This is a genomic window from Chromobacterium alticapitis (assembly GCF_002924365.1).
GTDB lineage: Bacteria > Pseudomonadota > Gammaproteobacteria > Burkholderiales > Chromobacteriaceae > Chromobacterium > Chromobacterium alticapitis.
Genome location: NZ_PQWB01000175.1, coordinates 1 through 18207, shown reverse-complemented (window position 1 = coordinate 18207; position 18207 = coordinate 1). Strand labels below are relative to the sequence as shown.

Here is an 18207-nt window from a genome sequence, read left to right as displayed (position 1 = left end):
ATTTTACTGGTTTGGCGGCGGTTCGTTGAAAAAAACCTCATCGTTGCGCTTTTTGCCGGTGGCTTCCAGCGCTTTCAGGTAGAAACGCACCAGGTCGGCCAGGGAGTCTACGCCGAGCTTGCTGAACAGATTGGCGCGATGCACTTCTATGGTGCGCGGAGACAGGTCCAGCTCACGCGCGATCTCCTTGCTGGACAGGCCATCGGCCACCAGCTCCAGCACTTCGCGCTCGCGGCCGCTGATGCGGGAAAGCTGGCTCATGACCTCCTGGGTTTCTTCTTCCTTCTGGTGCTGCTGGATGCTGATGCGGATGCCGCGGCGCAGGCTGGAGATCAGCCGCGTCTGGTCTATCGGCTTGGTCAGGAAATCGATGGCGCCGGTCTGGAAGGCGCGGCGGCACTGTTCGATGTCGCCGTGTCCGGTGATGAACACGATGGGAATGTTGATGTCGCGCTCGACCAACTGCTCCTGCAGCGCCAGGCCGGTGACCTGCGGCATGCGGATGTCCAGCACCAGGCAGCAGATCTGGTTGCCGTGATAGGCGTCGAGGAATTCCATCGCATTGGGGTAGGTGACGGTGCGCATGCCCTGCGCGGTGATCAGCATGGCGAGCGAGTCCAGCACGGCCGGATCGTCGTCGACGATGAAGACGGTAGGGGTGGTGTTTTGCATCAGGCTTCTGCTCCGGATGATGCCGCCACGCCGCAGGTGGCGCATGGCAGGTCTATGATGAACTCCGCGCCCGAGCCGGGTTTGTTGCCGGCGCTCAGCTTGCCGCCGAAGGCTTCGACCGCGGTCTGGCAGATGGCCAGGCCCAGGCCCATGCCGTTCGGTTTGGTGCTGAAGAACGGGTCGAAGATCCGGTCCAGCTTATCGGGGGGGATGCCGCAGCCATTGTCGCCTATGATCAGCCGCACCCTGTCGCCCTGCTTGCGGGTGGCGATGCTAAGCCTCCCCCAGGGGCGGGTCTGTTCCATGGCTTCCACCGCATTGCGCGCCAGGTTCAGCACCACTTGCTCCAGCTGGATAGTGTCAGCGTATACCAACGGCAACTCGTGTGCGAAGTTTTGCTCGATATGGATGTCGTGATCGTGCAGCTCGTAGTCCAGCAGCGACAGCGCGTTGTGCGCGGCCTGATTCAGCTGCACCGGCACCAGCTGATGATTTTTGCGAGTGACGAACTCGCGCAGCCGGTGGATGATGCGGCCGGCGCGGTCGGCCTGGTTGACCGATGACGTCAGCGCGCGGCGCAGCATGGCCATGTCGATTTCGTCGTCGTCGAGCAGACTGAGCGCGGCCTGGCAGTAGCTCATGATGGCGGATAGGGGCTGGTTGATCTCATGGGCGATGCCAGAGGCCATCTCGCCCATGGTGTTGATGCGAGCGACGCGCGCCAGCTCCATCTCGTGCTGGCGCAGCCGGGTTTCGCTGGCCTCCAGCGCGGCCAGCATGCGGCGGCGTATGGGGGCGGTGTCGCGGAAGGTCAGCACGCTGCCTATCAATTGGCCGCTGCGGCCGAGCAGCGGGGATACTGATCCTTCTACCAGCAGCTTTTCGCCGCTGCGCCGCTTCAGGTAGCAATTTTGCGCCAGGTGCACGACCTGCTGCGTGGCGATGGCTTGTTCCACTGGATCCCGCACCGACTGGCGCGAAAACTCGTAATGCAGCGGCGCCACCTGCTGCAGCCTGCGCTGCAGCGCTTGCGAGGCGGGCAGCCCCAGCAACGCCTCAGCCGCCGGGTTCAAGTACTGAATGATGTGTTGGGTGTCTATGCTGATCACGGCGTCGCCAATGCCGCGAAGGGCGACGCTGGCGTATTCGCGTTCGCGGTAGATGTCGTCCTGTACGCGTTCGCGGGCGCGGCGATTATGCTCCATCAGCGACAAAACCAGCCATAGCAGGTAGGCGGGCAGCAGGGCGAACAGCGCGCAAAGGGCGGCTTCGCCGGCGGCGGCGCGTTCGAAGCGCAGCTGGCGGCTGAGCTGCATGTCGTAGGGCAGGCCGGGCAGGCGCTCTTGCCGATTGAGCTTGGGCAGCCAGGATGCCGGACCATCGGCCGGGACCTGGTTGGCCATTGGCAGCGACTGGGCTTCGCCGTCGCGCCGTTGCAGGCGAAGCGTGTAGCGTTGGGATTGGGCGGGCGTCAGAGCGAGGAGTGGCTTCAGGTAGAGGACTTGCAAAATGACGCCGGCGGCTTGTTCGATGCGCACCATGGGCACCGGCGATGGCGGCGCCGCACGGTAAACGGTGCGCAGCATGGCTACGCCCGGCTCGTCATCGCGCAGTTCCAGCGTGGGTGATATCGCCTGTAGATGTCCCAGGGCTTGATTGAATGATGGGCCCAGCACAGTGTCGTCCAGCAAGTCCAGACCCATTTCATGCCAGTCCGGGGACGCGAGGCCGGGCTCCGCCATGCTGAGCGGCAGGTAGCGCGTGCGTTGGGCTGCGGGACGCCAGGCTGCCGGGTCGCGCCAGTCGTTGCGCCTGCCGTGCAGGTAGTCGAGTATGCGGTAGGGTTTGCCCAGCGCGCGCGACTGCTGCCGCTCGAAGCCGGGCCGTTCCGCTTGTCCGACCAGCGGCTGATAACCGATGAAGTACAGTTGCGGGTGGCCCTGCGCCGCCACCAGCGCCAGCGCGTGTATGCGCGCCTGGCGGTCCGGCTGGCCGGCGTCCACGATATCGGCCACGTCCTGCTGCAAACGCCGGCTGCCCTCTATGGCGCGGTTAGCGTTTTGCAGCAGCTGCTTGGCGGTATCGGCGAATTCCTGCTCTTGCTGGCGGATGTCCTGTTGCAGCGCGTGCCCGAACAATATGCCAAAAGCCAGTAGCCAACACAGCGCGCTCAGGCATTTGCTGCGCCAGGAGGCGTCGCGCAGCAATTGCAGATGGGAGGAAGGCGCGCGGAGCGGGGCGGGGCGGGGCACTTCAACGTCTGACATGCTTCGGGCTTTGTTGGATGGGTACGGGGCGGGCTGGCCGCGGCGCGCGCCATTATACCGGCCCAGCCCCGGTTTGCGCCTAGTTGTTTTGCAGCAGGTGGGCGAATTTTTGCCGAATCTTGCTCAGCTTGGGCGAAATGACCAGCTGGCAATAGTTCTGCTGCTGGTTCTGCGCATAGTAGTTCTGGTGATAGTCTTCCGCCGGGTAGAAAGGCGCGGCGTCTTCCAATCTGGTGACGATGGGGTCGGCGAAGACCTGCTCTTGCCGCAACTGGCTTAGAGTTTGCTCGGCGATGGCGCGTTGGCTGTTGTTTTGGCAGAAAATGGCCGAGGCGTACTGGGAGCCGACGTCATGGCCCTGGCGGTTCAGCGTGGTGGGATCATGCACGGCGAAAAATACCTGCAGCAGGGTGGCGTAGTCTATGGCGTCCGGGTCATATTCGATGGACACCACTTCCACGTGGCCGCTGCGTCCGCCGCAGACTTGCTGGTAGGACGGATGGGCGGATTCGCCGCCGCAATAGCCGGATACGACGCGGCGCACGCCTCGCAGCGGCGAGAAAGCGGCCTCCAGGCACCAGAAGCAGCCGCCGCCCAAAATCGCGTTCTCCATTATTCCTTCCTTTGACTTTGCAGGGTTTGGGACGCCGCGCGACGCAGTTCTTCGTCGCCGTAGGCGATGCAGGCCAGTCTGACGGTTTCCGCCTGGATTGTCACGGTATCTTCTATCGGCACGGCGTAGCCGCCGGCCATGGCGACGACCAGGGCCGTGTCCTGACGCAGGCAGGCTTGCAGCACCATGGCGTCGCGTTCGGCGAGTCCTTGGCGGGATAGGCCCAGGCGGCCCAGCCGGTCTCCTTGATAGGGGTCCGCGCCAGCCAGGTAGAACACGAGGTCCAGCTTGGCGGCTTCAAACACGCGCGGGAGCGCGTCGCTCAGCGTTTGCAGATAAAGGTCGTCGCCCGTGCCGTCCGGCAGGTCTATATCCAGGGTGCCGGCTTCGCGGCGGAACGGGAAGTTGCGTTCGCCGTGCATGGAGAAGGTGTAAATGCGCGAGTCACCGCGGGTTAGGGCGGCGGTGCCGTTACCCTGATGCACGTCGAGATCCACCACCAGGATGCGGCGGGCCCGCGCTTCGCTCAGCATTAGCGCGGAGGCGACGGCGATGTCGTTGAATACGCAAAAACCGCTGCCGCGGTCTCTGATGGCATGATGGGTGCCGCCCGCCAGGTTGACGCCGCAGCCTTCCAGCAGCGCGGCGCGGCTGGCGGCGATGGTGGCGCCGACCGAGCGCAGGCTGCGTTGAGCCAGCTCCGGCGACCAGGGCAGGCCAATCTCGCGCTGCCGGCGGCCATCGAGCGTGCCGTTCAGTACGGCGGCGACGTAATCCGGCGCATGGGCCAGCGCCAGCTCGTTTGCCGTAGCTGCCGGCGCGGTCTCCATCCAGAGCGCGGCATAGCTGGCGACGCGCTCGGCGAGCAGGCGGTATTTTTCGGCCGGGAAGCGGTGGCCGGCCGGCAGGGGCAGGGGAAACTGGTCGCTGCGGTAAATGCGCATCGCGCTCAGAGCGCTTTGATCAGCGTGAAGCGCGGCACGGTTTGACCTTCGTGCTCCACGGTTTCGTCGAACATCGCTTCAGGGCGGACCCAGACCAGATACTCGCCGTAGAGCGCGCGGTACATGACCATGGGCTCGTGCGATTCCGAGTGCTTGGCGATGCCCAGCACCTGGTAGAGCTGGCGGTTGCGGAAGTGTTGATAAATGCCGGGAGCGGGCATGCCGGTCTCCTGTGTGAGGGAATGGGCGGCCGAGCATGCCGCAGCCGCCGGGCAGCGTCAAGAACGCTCGCTGTTCCAGTAATAGACCCGGAACTCCCGATCCAGCGCGAAACCCAGGCTTTCATAAAGCCGTTGCGCGGTCAGATTATCGTGCGCGGTTTGCAGCATCAGCTCCCCGCCGCCCAGTTCCCGCATGTGCCGCTGGGCGCGCTCGATCAATTGGCCGGCAACGCCGCGGCCGCGCGCTTTGGGCGAGACGAACAGATCATTCAGAATCCAGCATGGTTGCAAGGACAGCGAGGAGTAGCCTGGATAGAGCAGGACGAAGCCATTGGGGCCATCCGCGTCTCCCGCCACGAAGACCAGAGCTTGCCGCTGGCTCAGCCTCTGCCGCAGGTAGTCTCGGCAATGTTCGCGGCTTTGCGCTACCTGATAGAAATCAAGATAGGCGGAGAAGAGCGGCAGCCAGTCGTCGACTGACTCCGGTGTGGCTTGGACAATCTGCTGCGTCATCGGCAATCTCCGCGTTGCATGGGTCGTCGCTGCGTTACAATAATGCCCTTTTGCGCGGCAGGTTGGACCATGAAGCTGGTGCTCGCCCCGATGGAGGGGCTGGTTGATGATGTGATGCGCGACGTGTTGACCCGCGTCGGCGGCATCGATTTGTGCGTCACGGAATTCGTTCGCGTGACTTCGGCATTGCTGCCCACCCGCACCTTCATGCGCTTGGCGCCGGAGCTGGCCAATGGCGGCAAGACCCGAGCCGGCGTGCCGGTGCGGGTGCAGCTGCTGGGCTCCGATGCGGCCTGCCTGGCTGAAAACGGCGCCAAGGCCGCCAGCCTGGGCGCGCCGGGCATAGACCTGAATTTCGGTTGTCCCGCGCCGACTGTCAATCGCCACCGCGGCGGCGCGGTGCTGTTGAACGAGCCTGAGCTGTTGGGCGAGATCGTGTCGGCGGTGCGCCGCGCCGTGCCGGCGGGCATTCCGGTTACGGCCAAGATGCGGCTGGGCTATGAGGATAAGAGCCGGGCGCTGGAGTGCGCGCAGGCTATCGCCGATGCCGGCGCGAACGAGTTGGCCGTGCATGGGCGGACCAAGGTGGAGGGTTACAAGCCGCCGGCGCATTGGGATTGGATCGCGCGTATCCGCGAGGCGGTGTCTATTCCTGTCACTGCCAACGGCGAAGTGTGGACGCTGGCGGATTATCAGGCGGTCCGCACCGAAAGCGGCTGCGAAACCGTCATGATAGGCCGCGGCCTGGTGGCGTGCCCGGACCTGGCGGCGCGCATAGTCGCCGGCGGGCCGGCCGAGCCCATGTCGTGGGCGGAGATGCTGCCGTGGGTGGAGGACTTCTTCCGCCAATGCTGGCTGAAGTCGAACGAGAACCGTTACCCGGCGGCGCGGCTCAAGCAATGGCTGGGCCTGCTCAAGCGCAGCTGGCCGGAGGCGGCGGAGTTGTTCGAGCAGGTTCGCCGCGAGCAAGAGGCTGAAAAAATTCAGGATATTCTGATTGCACAATTGGGTAAGTAGATATACTCATTTCGCCAGTCGGGTTCTATTGTTAACATCAAATGGCGTCGCGCTTTGGTATAAGCGCAGCGTTGTATTTTCCGCCGGCCAGCAGGCTGCGGAACTTACACTTCCCCGATACCTTGCACCCTCCCTTAAACGGGAGGGATTTTTTTTGTCCGGCGCCATGAGCTATCAATAAAAGCAAAGCATGGCGGAAAAAGCATGGCATCCCTCCCCCCGGCCGCTTGGCTGCAAAGCCTGACAACCATCGCCTGGCACGGCTCCTTGACCTTGCTGGTGGCGGCTACCCTGTTGCTCACGGCCGTGTTGTATCTGCTGCGCCATGATTGCCGCAAGCGCGCGGCCCGTTCGATGGCCATCGCCGTGGCCTGCCTGCTCCTGATCAATTTCAACCGCTCCGCCGGGGAAGAATGGCAAGTGTTTAGCCAGATCGCCGCGGTGGCGATGGGACTGGCCTTGATCCGTGTCTGGGCCATGTTGCTGTGCCGGCTGCTGATGCCGGTGTTGCGGCTGCACCCGCCGCGCATTCTCGAGGACATTGTCGTCGCCGTCGGCTATTTCGGCTGGGGTCTGGTGCTGCTGCGGCTGGCCGGGGTGGATTTGAGCAATCTCGTCGCCACGTCGGCCGTCGTCACGGCGGTGATCGCGTTTTCCATGCAGGACACGCTGGGCAATATTTTGGCGGGTTTGTCATTGCAGTTCGACAATTCAGTCGGCATTGGCGACTGGATCAAATCCGGAGAGCTGATAGGCCGGGTGGTGGAAATCAATTGGCGCGCCACTACGCTGGAGACGCGCAACTGGGAAACGGTGGTGATACCCAATAGCGTGTTGATGAAAAACCACTTCGCCATTCTAGGCAAGCGGCATGGGCAGCCCCGGCAGTGGCGGCGCTGGGTGTGGTTCAACATCAATTGGGAGACCTTGCCGACGCAGATCATCGGCGTGGTGGAGCATTCGCTGCGTGAGGCGCAGCTGCCTGGCGTCGCGCATGAGCCCGCGCCCAATTGCATTCTGATGGGTTTCGAGAATGGTTTCAGCCGCTATGCGGTGCGTTACTGGCTAACCGACCTGGCGGCGGACGACTATACCGATGCCGTGGTGCGCATGCATATCGATGCGGCCTTGCGCCGCCATAATCTGCGCATGGCTTCGCCTTACTATAACGTGCTCACGATTAAGGAAAACGAGAAGTACATAGAAGCGCGGATGAAGCGGCACCTGGAGGAGCGGGTGCAGGCTTTGCGCAAGGTGGAGTTGCTGTCCAGCCTGAACGATGAGGAGATGTCGGTGCTGGCCGACAGGCTGAAATTCACGCCCTTCGTCACGGGTGACATCATCATGCACCAGGGTGCGGTGGCGCACTGGCTGTACATCATGCTGTCCGGCGAGGTGGAGGTGTGGGTGACATTGCCGGACGGCCGGCGCCGCCTGGTGGACGTGCTGAAGGAGGGGAGTTTCTTTGGTGAAATGGGTTTGATGACCGGAGAGTCGCGCAGCGGCACGGTGATCGCGCGCTCGAATGTGGAGTGCCTGCGGTTGGACAAGGACGCGTTTCAGGCCATCTTGGTGTCGCGCAAGGAACTGGCGGAAACGATTTCGTCCATCTTGGTGGAACGCTTGCAGGAGCGGCGCGGCAAAATACCCGAGGAGCTGCTGGATAGCGGCGGAGATGCGCCTCATCGAGGCGAGCTGGTGGAGCGCATCCGCAATTTCTTTGGGCTGAACAAGCATTAGGCGCGCGGGGAATAGAGGGCGTCCCGTCGGGTTTCCATTCAGATCAAAGGCAGCGCGCGATAGTCATGATTTGAATCCATCAAGTGCTGCTTGATCGTTCTGATTGTCGGCGTTGGCGGCGGAACAGGGGATGGAGGGACGCCGTCTTCCATAGCAGGGCCTGGCCTGTGGTTGGTTGTCGTTTCGCCGAGGTCCAAGGCGTGGCGCGAACGTTGCGCGCGCGAATCTTTATCCGGCATGAGCCGCCCGCAGCCAGCTTCATGCCTGCCATGGCCTGTCGGTAATGGGAAGTCCATGGGCAGGCGCGCGGCGAGCAGCGGATGCGTCTGGCGCATCAGACGAATTGCACGGGCATGAAGTAGTCGCGGCCGGTGCGGCTGACCAGCACTTGGGGCTTGCCGGCTATCATGGCGCGATAGGGTCGCGGCAAGCGTTTCCAGTCGTTGAATTTCATCTTGATGCTGTCGTTGAGCATTCCCATCGCAGTCTCCTTCGCGCTAGTCCACTTTATGGATGACATTGGTCACCACGCCCCAGATATGAAACGATGCGTCTTCCGGCACTTCTATCGGCTGGTAGGCCGGGTTTTCCGGCAGCAGGCGCACGCCGGAGGGGCCGCGCTCCAGCCGCTTCACCGTCAACTCGCCGTTCAGCGCGGCCACCACCACCTTGCCGTTGCGCGGCTCGCGGCTGCGCTCCACCAGCAGCATATCGCCATCATGTATGCCGGCGCCCTGCATGGAGTCGCCCTTGACCTTGACCATGAAGGTGTCGCCGGGGCGGCTGACCAGATGCGTGTTCAGGTCTATGTCGGCTTCTTTCAAGTCATCCGCGGCCACCGGCGAACCCGCCGGCACGCTGCCGGCGAACAGCGGCAGCGATAGCTCGCTCAGCTGGGCGCCCAGCGTGCGGAAATCGAAAGCCTGCGCGCTGTTGGCTGTGCGCCAGCTGCGATAGTCGTCCAGCCATTGCTGCAGAATGGGTTGGAGCGGCTCGGGCACGCGCAGGGCGACGGTTTTGTCGCCGCCGAAGGCGGATTTGCGGCCGGCGCCGGTGCGTTTGCCGCCATGCTGCTTGGTTTGGTCGGTATCCATGATTTGATTCTGTACAATTTCAAATGCAATTGCAAGAATTACCGCGAGCCAGCCGCGAGCAGTTCCTGCGGAACCCCGTCAGACCAGGCGTGCGGGCTGTCGGTTTTCAGCCACAAGCAACGATCCGGCTGCAGCCGGGCCAGGAAGTCGATGTCGTGGGATACCATCAGCAAGGCGCCTTGATATTGCGCCAGCATCGCCAGTAGGGCTTCGCGGCTGTGACGGTCCAGGTGATTGTCTGGCTCGTCCAGCAAGAGCAGTTGCGGCGCCGGGTTCGCGTAAAGCTGCGCGGCCAGCGCCACGCGCATGGCCTCGCCGCCGCTGAGCTCCGCGCTGGGCCTGCCGGCCTGTTCCGGGTCCAGGCCGAGCTGAGCCAGGCGGGCGCGGGCTTCGGCCTCGCTCTGCTCGGAGTTGAGGGTTTGCAGCCATTGACAGGGCGAGAGCCGCGGCTGGGCGCGTCCCGCGTGCTGGTCCAGCCAGCCTATGGCGACGTGGCGGCGCAGGCGGCCGGCAATGGGAGACAACTGGCCTGCGATCACACGTAGCAGAGTCGATTTGCCGCTGCCGTTGGCGCCGATGATGGCCAAGCGTTCGGGGCCGGCCAACCGTAAATCGACGGCCGCATCGGCGCCATGGGGCAGTCGTACCGCCTCCAATTCCAGCGCCAGCTTGGAGGCGGGCAACTCGCAGCCCGGCGTCCTGAGCAAGGGCGGCGTAGCGTCGTCCATCCGCGCTTGCGCATCGAGCAGTCTGGCTCGTTGTGTTTCTCTTGCCTGTTGCTGGCGCAGCAGCATTTTCCCCTGGCTTTGCTGGCTGCGGTCTTTTTGCGCGTCGGTGATCAGCTTGCTCTGGTTGCCCTGATCCGCCTGGCGCTCTCCGTGGCTGGCGCGTTTTTGCTGGCGCTCGCGCTCCTGTCGCTGTTGCCGCTGGAGCTGTTTGCCGGCGTGGCGCTGCGCCTGCAGTTGAGACTGGGCCAGACTCCGCATCCGCTCCCGCTCGATCAGATAGGCGGCGTAGCCGCATCCGTAGCTGCGCAAGCCTTGAGGCGAGAGCTCGGCTATGTCATCCATTATTTCCAGCAGAAAGGCATCGTGGCTGATCAGCACCAGGCCGCTGGACCAATTTTTGAGGCTGTCGCGCAATTGCACCCGCCTCGTCAGGTCCAGGTGATTGCTTGGCTCATCCAGGATCAGCCAGTCGGCGTTGGAGCGCAGCGCGGCCAGCAGGGCGATGCGCTGGCGTTCGCCGCCGCTGAGGCGATCACTGGGGGTATCCGCATCCAGGCCGCTCAGGCCGGCGTCAGCTAGCAATTGCCGCAGTTTGGCCTCGCAGTCCCAATGATCCTGCGCCAGCTGGTAGTCGCGTTCATCCAGCGAACCGCAACTGATGCGGCGCAGCGCCGCTAGCGCGTCCGCAACGCCTGCTAGATGGGCGGTCGTGGGATGGGTGTCAGGTTTGAATTCCTGCGGCAGGTGATGAATATGGCCTTCGCGGATCACGCGGCCGGCGTGCGCGGCGAGCTGGCCGGCCATTAGTTGGCCCAGCAGCGATTTTCCGCAGCCGTTGCGCCCGACCAGGCCGGCGCGATGAAAAGGGAAGGTATGGCTGAGTGCCGGAAAAGGCTGGGTGCCGTCCGGCAGCGCATATTGCAGCTGTTGTATCTGTAGCAAGGGCATGCGGATGCTCCATGTAGGCATGGCTTGGGGTCCGAAGGACATTCAAGGCCGTGCGCGGCACGGCGGCATCAATTGCGCATGGGAGGAGGGCTCCTGAGGGGATGGCGAGATTTTAGTCAAAATGTCCGAGGGTTGCAATGCCGAGTCCGAGTTATTAATATACGTTTTATATATTAAACGTTTATTGGAGGCGAGCCGTGGGCATCGTCAAGATTTCCGAGCAGATGCATGACAATCTGCGCACCGCCAGCGAGGCGCTGAGCCGTTCCATCAACTCCCAGGCCGAGCACTGGCTGCGCATAGGCATGCTGGCCGAGCTGCATCCGGAACTGCGTTACAACGACATCTGCCAGCTGTTGCTGCGCGCCAGCCAGGAGGGCGCGGGACTCGATCTGCAGCGTCAAGCGACGGAGGAGACGCGATGAGCCGGGTGGTGATCAAGTCTCCGGCCGAAGTGGCCAAGGCGCGCGAGGCGGGCAAGCTGGTGGCGGAGTTGCTGGCCATGATAGGCGAGCATGTGAAGCCCGGCGTCAGCACGGAAGAGCTGGATGCGCGCTGCCATGAGCACATCGTCAAGGTGCAGAAGGCCAAGCCGGCCAATGTCGGTTATTACGGTTATCCCAAGACCATTTGCGCCTCGGTCAATCAGGTGGTGTGCCACGGCATTCCGTCGCCCAATCATATCCTGAATGAAGGCGACATCATCAATATCGACGTGGCGGTGATCAAGAACGGCTGGCATGGCGACAGCAGCCGGATGTTCTTCGTCGGCGAGCCGTCGCCGGAGGCGAGGCGGCTGGTGGAAACTTGCTACGACGCGACTGTAGCCGGCATCCGAGCCGTGCGGCCCGGCGCTTCATTGGGCGACGTCGGTCACGCGATCCAGACCATCACGGAAGGGGCGGGTTTCAGCGTGGTGCGCGAATACTGCGGCCACGGCATAGGCCGGGTCTATCACGAGGAGCCGGAGGTGCTGCATTACGGCCGCCCTGGAATAGGCTTGAAGCTGAAGCCGGGCATGGTGTTCACCATCGAGCCCATGATCAATGCCGGCAAGGCCGCCACCCGACAGCTGGGCGACGGCTGGACGGTGGTGACGCAGGATGGCTCGTGGTCCGCGCAGTGGGAGCACATGGTGACTGTCACTGAGAATGGCTACGAAGTGCTGACGCCGTGGCCGGATGGTTTGCACGGCTACCCGGCGATAGGCTGAGCCATGGCGCGTTCCGAACGCCTGCTTGACTTGTTGCAGCTGCTGCGCCGATATCGGCTGCCGGTGACGGCGCAGACGCTGGCCGACGAGCTGGACGTCAGCGTGCGCACCGTCTACCGCGATATAGCCAGCCTGCAGCTGCAGGGCGCGGACATCGCCGGCGAGCCGGGAATGGGCTACTTGCTGCGGCCGGGTTTCATGTTGCCGCCCTTGATGTTTTCCGAGGAAGAGATCGAGGCGCTGGTGTTGGGCATGCGCTGGGTGGAGAAGCGGGCCGATCCGCGCCTGGCGGACGCCGCCGGCAACGCGCTGGCCAAGGTGGCCGCGGTGCTGCCGGATGATCTGCGGCGCCGGCTGGAGGACGAGACGTTGCTGGTGGGGCCGGCCGAGTCGCCGGGCATCGCCGTGGACATGGCCGCGCTGCGCGACGCCATCCGCCAGCAGCGCAAGCTGGTCTTGTCTTATCGGGATGTCAACGGCGGCGACAGCCGGCGCGTGGTATGGCCGTTCGCGCTGGGCTTTTTCGAGAAGGTGCAGGTGCTGGCCGCCTGGTGCGAGCTGCGGCAGGATTTTCGCCATTTCCGCTGCGACCGAATCTTGCTGTGCGAGGGCGTGGACGAGCGCTACCCGCGCCGCCGCCAGGCGCTGCTCAAGGAGTGGCGGCAGCGGCTGGGCATCGCCGCTCCGGTTTAAGCCGGCTTGCCGTGTTCCGCGGCATGCTGCGCCAAGTAGGCGTCCAGATCGGCGCCGCCCATGCCGAGCGCCGCCAGTATCCGCGCCATGAAGCTGACCGGGGCGGTGCCGGGGGCGGTGATCACGCCGCGGTCGCCGATGGCGTGCGGCACGTCCTGGTAGCGCGCCTCGCCGGCATAGCCCGGCAGAGACAGATTGTCCGCCGCGTTTGAGGTGTGGCGCGGGTCGTTCAGCAGGCCGGCCTGCGCCAGCGGACGGGTGCCGTCGCAGATGCCGGCGACGACGACGCCCTTTTCGCGGGCTGCCGCAAGCAATTGGTCCAAGTCAGGCGCCTGCGCTGTTCGCCAGATGGCGCCGCCGCAGACAATCAGCAGGTCCAGTCCGTCCAGCTGAATGTCCTCCAGCGCCAGGTGCGGCGTTACCATTAGTCCGCCGGACGATGTGACGGGTTTGCCGCCTGGCGCGGCGAAGCGCACGTCGCAGCCGTAATAGACGCGCAGCGACGAGTTGATCAGGGCGGTTTCCCAGTCGGAAAAATTCTCGGTGATGATGGTGACGGCGCGTTTCATGGGTTTCCTTGCTGTTCATGGTCGAAGCGCCGGGATGCGTCCCGGCGCTTCGCAAGGTTAAGCCGCGGCGCTGTCAGCTTGTGTCAGCAGTGTTGATGTCACGGGGCTGTCAGGCTGGGGCCGTTGCCGGGCAGCGGTCCAGCCGCCAGCCGGTTTGCGCCGCCCACTGTTCCGCCGCCAGATAGATCAGGTCCACTGCTGGATCTTTGACGTCCGGGTAGCTGTTCGGGTCGGCCAGATGGGCCGCCAGCCGCCGTTTCAGCTCGCCGTAGGCGTCCGCCATGCCCGGATGGCTCCGCAGATAGTCGCGGAACAGCAGGGCGTAGCGCTGATTGGCGCCGCCGGCGCGGCGCACGTGGATATGGGTTCGGCGCTGGCCTGCCGGCTCGCGGAAGAAAAATTTCTCCCATTGCCGCGGGGCATCGTCGCATCCCGGCGGCAGATGGTCTCGGTTGAACGGCTTGCGCGGGAAGCCGGCCGCGCTTAGCAAACCGGCCATGTCTTCGCTCAATTCCGCCACCGTGAGTTGCACGTCGATGACATCCTTGGCGGCCAAGCCCCGCACCGCAGTGGAACCGATGTGGTCTATGCGCAGCGCCTGCTCGCCCATCGCGGCGCGCAATCTAGCCGCGACAATTTCAAACTCGGCCGCCCAACTGACTTGGTGCGGAACGATTTCAATCATTGAGCCGTTCCGAAAAATGATGGGCGACGATGTCCATGTTACGGTTCAGGTAGAAGCGATGGGCGCGGTGGCGCTGCACGCCTGAGTCCAGGTGGATCTCGTTGCAGCCTGCGTCTTTGGCCAGCTGGCGCAGCCAGGCCATCATGGCGGCGCCGTGCCCGGAGGAGCGCTGGGCTTCGTCGGTGGCGAGGTCGTCCACGTATAAATTCTTGCCGGCGACTAGCGAATGCTGGATGCGGAAGCCTGCCACGCAGGCGATGGCGTCGCTGTCTTGCAGAAAGGCCAGTTGGAAGCCTTGGCCCATCATCTCGCGCACGGTGGCGACGAAGGTTTCGGCTTGCAGGTGCGGCCTTAATTGGCGCATCACGGCGAAGCAGCGTTCGATTTCCACGTCTTGGACGGCGAGTTTGATCATGCGGATTTCCCTTGGCGTTGCGGTCTAAGCCGGCAGCCTAGCACGTTTTCATCATGAATCTGCCTGCATGCAATTGGCCGGGCTATTCGAGATAGCGCTTTCGCAAGCGCTCGGCCACGCCGCTTTTCTCCATGTCGCGTATGCCCTTGTCGATCAGCGTTTTCAGCTCCAGGGCGTAGGGCGGTTTGCGGCTGATCATCATGTGGAAGCGCGGGGGATGCAGGCCCGGCACCTTGAGGTAGGCGAAGTGCGGATCGCGCAGATAGTCCTCCGCGCCTATGGCGTGCATGCCAGCCATGATTTCGCGATTGTTGAGAAATAAGTCGCAGCGATCCAGCAGCAGCTTGCCCATGGCCATGGCGACATTGGCAGAGCCTTGGTCCACCTGTCCCACGGACAGCCCGTAATTGTCGTAGGTGTAGCCGCGAATGCCGCATATCTTGTAGCGGCGCAGATCTTCCAGTTTGTCCAGCCGCGGCGGCGTGCGGCTGCTGGCGTAGAAGGCGATGCCGGTCAGCTGGTAATAGGCGTCGCTAACCCAGTACAGCCGCTCGCGTTCTTCATTTTCTGTGGCATTGAGCAGCATGTCGTAGCGGCCATCGGCCACTTCCTGTTGGCAGCGTTTCCACGGGATCATGTCTATTGTCGCCGCGATGCCTTTCTTCGCCAGCAGAAGCTTGACGAAGTCGACCGAGAAGCCAGTGACCTCCGTCCCCGCTTTGCCGTTGACGCGGCTGAAGTAGGTGAAGGGCGGCCATTCTTCCTCGCCCTCGCAAATCTTGACGGTGGTCGGCAGGGACGCTCTGGCCAGCGCGCTCAGGCTCAGCAGGGCGAGGCACAGCGCCGCTTTGCGCCAGCCTGGCGGAAACGGACGCATGGCATGTCCGGCAGATAGTGAATGATTGTCAATATAGCGCGTGCCGCTAGAACCGGCGCGGTCAGCCCGCGACATGGCTGTACATCCAGAAATCCCGCGATGAGCCGCGCACCTTGCGGTAGCTGCGCAGCAGGCCTTCCCGTTCGAAGCCGCAGCGCTCCAGCACGCGGATGGAGCGCTGGTTGGCTGGCAGCACTGTGGCCTGGATGCGGGCGAGGCCGATATGGCCGTGCCCCCATCGCCGCAGGCTGGCGCAGGCGGCCATGGCGATGCCGCGGCCCCAGGCGGCGGGCGACAGGTCATACGCCAACTCGGCGCTGGCGTTGACTGGCGCGACAGTGTGGAAGCCGGCGGTGCCGAGCAGGCGGTCGCTATCCTTGTCGGCGATGGCGAAACGCAGCGCGCTGCTGTCGGTGAACGGTTCTGACTGCCAGGCGTAGTGCTCCAGATCATCCGGCGATTTCACGTTCCAGCTGGTGTGCTGATAGACCCGCTCCTGCGTCAGGTAGTCATGCCAGGCCTGGATGTCATCCAGCCGCAGCGGGCGCAGGAGAGCCTGGGGATGGTCGAGTATGGGCATCTCGGTGAATAGCATGCGTGGTCTTTCGTTTAGGCGGCGGCCAGGTTGAGGATGAAGTCAGCCATTGCCGCCAGCGCGGCTTGCGGCGATTCCAGGTGCGGGCTATGGCCGCAATCCGGCAGCAGCGCCTGCCGGCCGCGGCGGGACTGGCCGGCGATGGCGTCCAATTGCGCCGCGCTGCCGTATTGATCGCCCGCGCCTTGCATGGCCAGCAGCGGGGAGCTTATCGACGGCAATGCGTATTCGATGTTCCAGTGGGCGAAACCGGGGCTGAGCCAGGTATCGGCCCAGGCATGGAACAGCGCCTCAGTCTTGTCGCCATGATGACGGGCCAATCCGGCCAGCTTGCCGGCATGCCAGGCGTCCCGCGCCTGGCGTATTCCCGCCAGGGTGAGGTCTTCGACGAAGACGTGGGCGGCGACTGCAATGACGCCTTTGAGGCGTGCGGGCTGCTCCGCCGCATGCAGCAGCGCGATGCTGCCGCCATCGGAGTGGCCGACCAGGATGTAGTCGCGATCGGGCAGCAGGGATTGCAGCAACAGAGGCAGCTCGACCAGCGCGTATTCGTGCAGGTAGTGGATGGCGCGCGGGCGGGAGAGCGGGTCGGACTTGCCGTAGCCCTGCCGGTCGTAGACCAGGCCGGGCGAGGCCGTCGCCCGGCATAGCTGGTCAGGAAAGTCCTTCCACATCGCGTCGCAACCTAGCCCCTCGTGCAGGAATACAAGGCAGGGCAGGTCCGCTGCGCCGGCTATATGGCGATGGTGAAGCCGCATGGCGCGCTCCTTGGTTTGGGCGGTTCAGGTGGAGTGCTGGCGCTGCCAGTCGTCTGTCAGCTGTCCGGCATAGTCCCAGTTCTCCACGGCGATCTCCTGGATCACGATATGCGTGTGCTCCGGTTTTTTGCCTAAATGACGAACCAGCGAGTCGGCGATGTCTTTCACCAGCGCGGCTTTTTGTTCACGCGTCGCGCCGGCGGTGATTTGCACGTTGATGTAGGGCATGGCTTCAGTCCTTTGGGTGTAAATCGATAGCGTAGAAATACTCAATGGAGCCATCCTTATTGACGCCAGCCAGATGGACCGCGGGACCGACCGGTTGATCCAGTGCGGCGTAGTTGTTTCTTTCAATGCGGATGGAAAGATCTTTTGTTAACGGCTCAAGGCGTGATGGGTTCGGTGGCGAGCCACGCATCCCAGCTCATCTCCCGGCCTGGCCAGGCGACAGCGGCAAAAGGCCAGTCTTGGGCCAGCCAGTTTTGTACTGTCGTCACGGCTTGATCCGCGGGCAAGGGCTTGTCTCCGGCGCTGAGCCATAAAAACGCTTGAGCCTGAAAACGCAGTTTGCGCCAGTCGTTTTCCTGCCGAGATTTGATGGGCTTGATATACAAGCAGCCCAGATAGCCCTGCTTGTCCGGCGATAGCAGGCAGTAGGCGAAAGCCACGCCTTGCTCGAACTCATCAAAATGACGCTGCAGATCAGCCAGATTTTCCTTAAAGCCAATGTCGGCGGGCGGCCAATGATTGTCCGGGCCGAATACATGGCGGATGGCGTCTGCGTTGGCCTGCACGGCCTGGTGGTCCGCCTGGGCATGGTCAGGCCCCAGCACATCCAATTGGAAATCTGCGAAACAGACTTGGCGGGGAGGGTAGAAATCGGCAGGGACTAGCAGCATGGCTTTTATAAGGCTATGTCCCAATAATGTGTTGCAAGGGACGCCCCACCGCCTCCTGCAAGCAGTGGCAAGGCTGAATGGTTTGCTGATAGCGCTCCAGCATCCGTCGCCATCCCAAATAGTGCTCAAGGTATTTGGTGGCAACCCCGTGGAATCGCGCCATCCAAACCTTCAAGCGGCTATGGTAGGCATTCACATGCTGGATATGGAACGCCCCCTCGCGTACCCGCTGTCCCGCCTTGGCATGCACGACTTGATGGGTGATGCCATGTTGCTTGGCAAAGGTCGAGTACACGGCGGCGCCGTCCGAACACAGGATGGCATCGCTATCCACCAAGGGGGCTAAAGCCGCTGCCACATGAGCGCCATTGAGCCTCTTCAACTTGAAGTCCGCCGTATGCCCCTCTCGGTCCCGCACCACCATGATGGGAATCTGATCCGGTCCGGCTCCCCGGGTTTGGCCAACGCCATCCCGCTGGCGCGACACGCGTGGGAGGTGTCGCTGCCCTTTGAATGATTCCAGGATGAAGGTCTCATCCACTTCGACGATCCCCCGGGCCTGCGTCGCCAGGTGGTCTGATGCGCGATGCAAGAAGCGATGGCGCCACAAGAAAGCCGTGTTCTTGCTAATGCCGCATGCGCGCGCCGCTGCCCGCACGGTCAAGCCATCCTGCAGCGCTTGGGCATAGCTCAGCCAGCGATCGGCCTTGCGCAATTTGGCCAATGGACTGCCCGACAAGGCATTG

The 18207-nt window shown here is 63.4% G+C and carries 23 protein-coding genes; 5 read left to right on the top strand and 18 right to left on the bottom strand.

The window, feature by feature from the left end; all coding sequences use genetic code 11:
- Positions 1-3: 3 nt before the first annotated feature.
- The 6 genes from C2I19_RS20710 to C2I19_RS20685 all read right to left on the bottom strand — a co-directional run bounded on the left by C2I19_RS20710 (position 4) and on the right by C2I19_RS20685 (position 5230).
- The gene (locus tag C2I19_RS20710; RefSeq protein ID WP_103904474.1) at positions 4-672 is read right to left on the bottom strand and encodes a response regulator transcription factor; all 669 of its coding nucleotides are present in this window, start codon (positions 670-672) and stop codon (positions 4-6) included.
- Complete coding sequence (locus tag C2I19_RS20705; RefSeq protein ID WP_103904473.1) at positions 672-2939, bottom strand: ATP-binding protein; 2268 nt, start codon at positions 2937-2939, stop codon at positions 672-674. The genes C2I19_RS20710 and C2I19_RS20705 overlap by 1 nt, the downstream gene beginning before the upstream one ends.
- Positions 2940-3018: 79 nt before the next feature.
- Positions 3019-3552, bottom strand: a complete 534-nt coding sequence (gene msrA, locus C2I19_RS20700) for a peptide-methionine (S)-S-oxide reductase MsrA (protein ID WP_103904472.1) — start codon at positions 3550-3552, stop codon at positions 3019-3021.
- Positions 3552-4496, bottom strand: a complete 945-nt coding sequence (locus C2I19_RS20695; protein WP_103904471.1) for a histone deacetylase family protein — start codon at positions 4494-4496, stop codon at positions 3552-3554. The genes msrA and C2I19_RS20695 overlap by 1 nt, the downstream gene beginning before the upstream one ends.
- 5 nt (positions 4497-4501) lie before the next feature.
- Positions 4502-4717: a DUF1653 domain-containing protein gene (locus C2I19_RS20690; RefSeq protein ID WP_103904470.1), complete on the bottom strand. Its 216-nt coding sequence runs from the start codon at positions 4715-4717 to the stop codon at positions 4502-4504.
- Positions 4718-4774: 57 nt separating this feature from the next.
- A complete protein-coding gene (locus tag C2I19_RS20685; protein ID WP_103904469.1) occupies positions 4775-5230 on the bottom strand; it encodes a GNAT family N-acetyltransferase in 456 nt (151 codons plus the stop codon).
- Between the two features lie 69 nt (positions 5231-5299).
- Between C2I19_RS20685 and C2I19_RS20680 the strand changes: the two genes are divergently transcribed.
- Together C2I19_RS20680 and C2I19_RS20675 are read left to right on the top strand one after the other, a co-directional pair.
- Positions 5300-6247: a tRNA dihydrouridine synthase gene (locus tag C2I19_RS20680; RefSeq protein ID WP_103904468.1), complete on the top strand. Its 948-nt coding sequence runs from the start codon at positions 5300-5302 to the stop codon at positions 6245-6247.
- Positions 6248-6451: 204 nt separating this feature from the next.
- On the top strand, positions 6452-7987 hold the full coding sequence (locus C2I19_RS20675) for a mechanosensitive ion channel family protein (RefSeq protein WP_103904467.1): 1536 nt from the start codon (positions 6452-6454) through the stop codon (positions 7985-7987).
- A 334-nt stretch (positions 7988-8321) separates the two neighbouring features.
- Here C2I19_RS20675 and C2I19_RS22180 read toward each other — a convergent pair whose 3' ends face one another.
- From C2I19_RS22180 to C2I19_RS20665, 3 genes are read right to left on the bottom strand one after another with little or no spacing between them, the layout of a single operon-like run.
- Positions 8322-8468 (bottom strand): hypothetical protein, encoded by a 147-nt coding sequence (locus tag C2I19_RS22180; protein WP_158253791.1) that lies wholly within the window; start codon positions 8466-8468, stop codon positions 8322-8324.
- 16 nt (positions 8469-8484) lie between these two features.
- Complete coding sequence (locus C2I19_RS20670) at positions 8485-9081, bottom strand: LexA family protein (RefSeq protein ID WP_103904466.1); 597 nt, start codon at positions 9079-9081, stop codon at positions 8485-8487.
- Between the two features lie 38 nt (positions 9082-9119).
- On the bottom strand, positions 9120-10757 hold the full coding sequence (locus C2I19_RS20665) for an ABC-F family ATP-binding cassette domain-containing protein (RefSeq protein WP_199181315.1): 1638 nt from the start codon (positions 10755-10757) through the stop codon (positions 9120-9122).
- Positions 10758-10954: 197 nt separating this feature from the next.
- Between C2I19_RS20665 and C2I19_RS20660 the strand changes: the two genes are divergently transcribed.
- From C2I19_RS20660 to C2I19_RS20650, 3 genes are read left to right on the top strand one after another with little or no spacing between them, the layout of a single operon-like run.
- Positions 10955-11182 (top strand): ParD-like family protein, encoded by a 228-nt coding sequence (locus C2I19_RS20660; RefSeq protein ID WP_103904465.1) that lies wholly within the window; start codon positions 10955-10957, stop codon positions 11180-11182.
- Positions 11179-11970 (top strand): type I methionyl aminopeptidase, encoded by a 792-nt coding sequence (gene map / locus C2I19_RS20655; protein WP_103904464.1) that lies wholly within the window; start codon positions 11179-11181, stop codon positions 11968-11970. Before C2I19_RS20660 ends, map begins: the two co-directional genes overlap by 4 nt.
- Positions 11971-11973: 3 nt before the next feature.
- Positions 11974-12663 (top strand): helix-turn-helix transcriptional regulator, encoded by a 690-nt coding sequence (locus C2I19_RS20650; RefSeq protein ID WP_103904463.1) that lies wholly within the window; start codon positions 11974-11976, stop codon positions 12661-12663.
- Here the strand turns inward: C2I19_RS20650 and C2I19_RS20645 are convergent.
- From C2I19_RS20645 to C2I19_RS20605, 9 genes are all read right to left on the bottom strand, one after another.
- Entirely contained in the window at positions 12660-13232 is a 573-nt protein-coding gene (locus C2I19_RS20645) for a type 1 glutamine amidotransferase family protein (RefSeq protein ID WP_103904462.1), read from the bottom strand. The genes C2I19_RS20650 and C2I19_RS20645 overlap by 4 nt on opposite strands.
- 109 nt (positions 13233-13341) lie before the next feature.
- Complete coding sequence (locus C2I19_RS20640) at positions 13342-13917, bottom strand: GrpB family protein (protein WP_103904461.1); 576 nt, start codon at positions 13915-13917, stop codon at positions 13342-13344.
- Positions 13910-14332: a GNAT family N-acetyltransferase gene (locus C2I19_RS20635; protein WP_103904460.1), complete on the bottom strand. Its 423-nt coding sequence runs from the start codon at positions 14330-14332 to the stop codon at positions 13910-13912. The genes C2I19_RS20640 and C2I19_RS20635 overlap by 8 nt, the downstream gene beginning before the upstream one ends.
- An 82-nt stretch (positions 14333-14414) precedes the next feature.
- Entirely contained in the window at positions 14415-15209 is a 795-nt protein-coding gene (locus C2I19_RS20630) for a substrate-binding periplasmic protein (protein WP_158253790.1), read from the bottom strand.
- 61 nt (positions 15210-15270) lie between these two features.
- A complete protein-coding gene (locus C2I19_RS20625) occupies positions 15271-15804 on the bottom strand; it encodes a GNAT family N-acetyltransferase (protein WP_103904458.1) in 534 nt (177 codons plus the stop codon).
- 14 nt (positions 15805-15818) lie between these two features.
- On the bottom strand, positions 15819-16562 hold the full coding sequence (locus C2I19_RS20620) for an alpha/beta fold hydrolase (RefSeq protein ID WP_103904457.1): 744 nt from the start codon (positions 16560-16562) through the stop codon (positions 15819-15821).
- A gap of 24 nt (positions 16563-16586) precedes the next feature.
- Complete coding sequence (locus C2I19_RS20615; RefSeq protein ID WP_103904456.1) at positions 16587-16844, bottom strand: tautomerase family protein; 258 nt, start codon at positions 16842-16844, stop codon at positions 16587-16589.
- Between the two features lie 101 nt (positions 16845-16945).
- Positions 16946-17461 carry a hypothetical protein gene (locus tag C2I19_RS20610; protein ID WP_103904455.1) on the bottom strand — a complete coding sequence of 172 codons (516 nt, stop codon included), beginning with the start codon at positions 17459-17461 and terminating at the stop codon, positions 16946-16948.
- A gap of 13 nt (positions 17462-17474) precedes the next feature.
- The coding region (locus C2I19_RS20605) for an IS1595 family transposase (RefSeq protein ID WP_103904454.1) at positions 17475-18207 on the bottom strand (733 nt) is incomplete at its 5' end.

What these genes read in the sequence shown, in the direction of transcription:
- C2I19_RS20710 (WP_103904474.1), bottom strand. Translation starts at nt 672, where the DNA reads ATGCAAAACACCACCCCTACCGTCTTCATCGTCGACGACGATCCGGCC.
- C2I19_RS20705 (WP_103904473.1), bottom strand. Translation starts at nt 2,939, where the DNA reads ATGTCAGACGTTGAAGTGCCCCGCCCCGCCCCGCTCCGCGCGCCTTCC.
- msrA (WP_103904472.1), bottom strand. Translation starts at nt 3,552, where the DNA reads ATGGAGAACGCGATTTTGGGCGGCGGCTGCTTCTGGTGCCTGGAGGCC.
- C2I19_RS20695 (WP_103904471.1), bottom strand. Translation starts at nt 4,496, where the DNA reads ATGCGCATTTACCGCAGCGACCAGTTTCCCCTGCCCCTGCCGGCCGGC.
- C2I19_RS20690 (WP_103904470.1), bottom strand. Translation starts at nt 4,717, where the DNA reads ATGCCCGCTCCCGGCATTTATCAACACTTCCGCAACCGCCAGCTCTAC.
- C2I19_RS20685 (WP_103904469.1), bottom strand. Translation starts at nt 5,230, where the DNA reads ATGACGCAGCAGATTGTCCAAGCCACACCGGAGTCAGTCGACGACTGG.
- C2I19_RS20680 (WP_103904468.1), top strand. Translation starts at nt 5,300, where the DNA reads ATGAAGCTGGTGCTCGCCCCGATGGAGGGGCTGGTTGATGATGTGATG.
- C2I19_RS20675 (WP_103904467.1), top strand. Translation starts at nt 6,452, where the DNA reads ATGGCATCCCTCCCCCCGGCCGCTTGGCTGCAAAGCCTGACAACCATC.
- C2I19_RS22180 (WP_158253791.1), bottom strand. Translation starts at nt 8,468, where the DNA reads ATGGGAATGCTCAACGACAGCATCAAGATGAAATTCAACGACTGGAAA.
- C2I19_RS20670 (WP_103904466.1), bottom strand. Translation starts at nt 9,081, where the DNA reads ATGGATACCGACCAAACCAAGCAGCATGGCGGCAAACGCACCGGCGCC.
- C2I19_RS20665 (WP_199181315.1), bottom strand. Translation starts at nt 10,757, where the DNA reads ATGCCCTTGCTACAGATACAACAGCTGCAATATGCGCTGCCGGACGGC.
- map (WP_103904464.1), top strand. Translation starts at nt 11,179, where the DNA reads ATGAGCCGGGTGGTGATCAAGTCTCCGGCCGAAGTGGCCAAGGCGCGC.
- C2I19_RS20650 (WP_103904463.1), top strand. Translation starts at nt 11,974, where the DNA reads ATGGCGCGTTCCGAACGCCTGCTTGACTTGTTGCAGCTGCTGCGCCGA.
- C2I19_RS20645 (WP_103904462.1), bottom strand. Translation starts at nt 13,232, where the DNA reads ATGAAACGCGCCGTCACCATCATCACCGAGAATTTTTCCGACTGGGAA.
- C2I19_RS20640 (WP_103904461.1), bottom strand. Translation starts at nt 13,917, where the DNA reads ATGATTGAAATCGTTCCGCACCAAGTCAGTTGGGCGGCCGAGTTTGAA.
- C2I19_RS20635 (WP_103904460.1), bottom strand. Translation starts at nt 14,332, where the DNA reads ATGATCAAACTCGCCGTCCAAGACGTGGAAATCGAACGCTGCTTCGCC.
- C2I19_RS20630 (WP_158253790.1), bottom strand. Translation starts at nt 15,209, where the DNA reads ATGCGTCCGTTTCCGCCAGGCTGGCGCAAAGCGGCGCTGTGCCTCGCC.
- C2I19_RS20625 (WP_103904458.1), bottom strand. Translation starts at nt 15,804, where the DNA reads ATGCTATTCACCGAGATGCCCATACTCGACCATCCCCAGGCTCTCCTG.
- C2I19_RS20620 (WP_103904457.1), bottom strand. Translation starts at nt 16,562, where the DNA reads ATGCGGCTTCACCATCGCCATATAGCCGGCGCAGCGGACCTGCCCTGC.
- C2I19_RS20615 (WP_103904456.1), bottom strand. Translation starts at nt 16,844, where the DNA reads ATGGCTCCATTGAGTATTTCTACGCTATCGATTTACACCCAAAGGACT.
- C2I19_RS20610 (WP_103904455.1), bottom strand. Translation starts at nt 17,461, where the DNA reads ATGCTGCTAGTCCCTGCCGATTTCTACCCTCCCCGCCAAGTCTGTTTC.